Here is a 2,293-nt window from a genome sequence, read left to right on the forward strand (position 1 = left end):
TCATGCAGGCTGCGCCGCACCACATAACTGGCCCCTTCCAGTGTTGACAGTAATTCCGATGCGCGTACCGGGTAACCCTGCGTTTCCACATCCCGCCCCTTGGGGCTGGAGGTAGTCTGTTGGCCCGGCAGGGTTGTCGGCGCCATTTGCCCGCCGGTCATTCCATAATTGGCATTGTTGAGGAAGAAAACGGTGATATTTTCTCCACGTGCCGCAGCATGGACAATCTCCCCCATGCCGATGGATGCCATATCACCATCACCCTGATAGGTCATCACAATCCGGTCGGGCAGGACGCGCTTGATACCGGTTGCCATGGCTGGGGCGCGCCCGTGCGGGGCCTGAACAAAGTCAAAATCAAAATAGTTATAGGCAAACACCGAGCAGCCCACCGAAGCCACGCCAATCATCCGGTCGCGGATGCCCATCTCGTCAATCACCTCCGCGATCAGGCGGTGAGCTACCCCGTGGGTGCAGCCCGGGCAATAATGGGTGGCGCACTCTTCCAGCGATTGCGGGCGTTCATAAACAACAACTTCATCGAGCATCACCATGGTTTTTCGCTCCTTTCTAGTTGCTGTGAGGCATGCGCGCCAGCCAGCGGTCGCGCGGGTGACCATCGAGAGGTAAAGGTTCGCGCGTCAGGCGGCGGATCTCTTCCAGTACCTCATCCGGCATGGGAATGATACCGCCCAGGCGGCCGTAAAATTCCACCGGCACCCGACCCTCAACCACACGGCGAACATCTTCCAGCATTTGTCCGGAGTTCATCTCCACCACCAGCATGCCCTCAACCTGCCGGCTCAATTCGTCCAGTGCCTTGACCGGGAAGGGTTTGAGGGTAATGGGTCGCAGCAAACCGACTGGAATTCCCTCCGCCCGCGCGGCACGCACCGCTGAAAGTGCCACCCGTCCGGCTGAACCAAACCCAACCACCACAAAACGGGCATCCTCCAGATAGTAGCCTTTGAAGCGCACCTCGTTGGCTTCCACCTGCTGCCAGCGGCGCAGCATGCGCAAATTGGCGGCTTCCTCATCCGGCGGGTCAAGGTAAATTGAAGATAATACCCGCCGCTCACCGGGGTGTTCAACGATGCCGCGCACGGCCCATTCGGGATATTCGGTCTTAAGCGGGCGCATGGGGGGCATCTCAGCCGGTTCCATCATTTGACCGATGCTACCATCAATCAAAATGACCGTAATGGCACGGTATTTTTCGGCAAGGTCGAAGGCTTCATAGGTCAGGTCAACCGACTCTTGAATGGAGGCCGGGGCCAGTACAATCGCGTTGTAATCGCCGTGACCGCCGCCGTGTACAATCTGGTTGTAATCGGCCTGCGCCGGGGCAATGTTACCCAGACCCGGCCCGCCGCGCATCACATCCACCAGCACAAAGGGCACTTCCGTGCCGGCAATGTACGAAATCCCCTCCATCATCAGGCTGATGCCCGGGCTGGAAGAGGAGGTCATTACCCGCGCACCGGTGCAGGCCGCACCGTAAACCATGTTAATAGCGCCCAATTCACTTTCCGCCTGCACAAAAGCGCGTCCCAGTTCTGGCATGCGCGCCGAAAGGTATTCCAGCAATTCGGTTTGGGGGGTGATCGGATAACCGAAGTAGGCCTGCAAGCCGGCCCGTACTGCCGCTTCGGCAATGGCATTGTTTCCTTTCCACAGTTCTCTCGCCATATCTGCCTCCTCTATGCGGCTGCTGCCTGACGGGCTTTGGCTGCTTCTCGGTAAACCGTGATGGCGGCTTCCGGGCAAACAATGGCGCAAATGCCGCAGCCGGTGCAGCCTTCCTGTACCAGCGTTGCCGGGTGGTAGCCCTTGGCGGTAATCCGCACCGGATCAAGCGCAATGACCTGCTGCGGACAGGCATCTACGCACAGTTCACATCCCTTACAGTAAGCCTCATTGACGATAATTCGTCCCTTTACGGGCATTGCTGTTCCTCCTTTTCGTGAACGGGGATTGAATATATACAAAACGGCGATGCTGGCTGCATTTTCATTATCTTGCGCTTTGAGTTCAAAAGGTAGTGTCAGGTATCACAAGGAAGAGAAACAAACATCCATAAATTTGCGTCTAATCGGGTAAAAATTAGAAAAATAATCTTTATTCATCCAAAATCGGATATAATAAGTCTAAATTAAAAGGTCCCTGTCTTTAATTTCCTATGGCCCTCGACCGCTTCGGACGCATCATCCATTATCTCCGCATCAGCCTGACCGATCACTGCAATCTGCGCTGCGTATATTGCATGCCGGAGGATATGACCTTTCGCCCTAAC

3 protein-coding genes and 1 pseudogene are annotated in these 2,293 nt (G+C 56.1%); 1 reads left to right on the forward strand and 3 read right to left on the reverse strand.

Features of this window, described 5'->3' with window-relative positions; genetic code table 11:
• The 3 genes from VAE48_RS16115 to VAE48_RS16125 all read right to left on the reverse strand — a co-directional run.
• Positions 1-548, reverse strand: a 548-nt coding sequence (locus VAE48_RS16115) for a thiamine pyrophosphate-dependent enzyme (protein WP_416181066.1), incomplete at its 3' end; no start/stop codon positions are given.
• A gap of 22 nt (positions 549-570) precedes the next feature.
• Positions 571-1,689 carry a 3-methyl-2-oxobutanoate dehydrogenase subunit VorB gene (vorB, locus tag VAE48_RS16120; protein ID WP_322794363.1) on the reverse strand — a complete coding sequence of 373 codons (1,119 nt, stop codon included), beginning with the start codon at positions 1,687-1,689 and terminating at the stop codon, positions 571-573.
• Positions 1,690-1,700: 11 nt separating this feature from the next.
• Positions 1,701-1,946 carry a 4Fe-4S dicluster domain-containing protein gene (locus tag VAE48_RS16125; RefSeq protein ID WP_322794364.1) on the reverse strand — a complete coding sequence of 82 codons (246 nt, stop codon included), beginning with the start codon at positions 1,944-1,946 and terminating at the stop codon, positions 1,701-1,703.
• Positions 1,947-2,179: 233 nt separating this feature from the next.
• Here VAE48_RS16125 and VAE48_RS17575 point away from each other — a divergent pair.
• Positions 2,180-2,293, forward strand: a pseudogene (locus VAE48_RS17575) (GTP 3',8-cyclase MoaA); the annotation flags it as partial.

The organism is Bellilinea sp. (genome assembly GCF_034432615.1).
Lineage (GTDB): Bacteria > Chloroflexota > Anaerolineae > Anaerolineales > Anaerolineaceae > Bellilinea.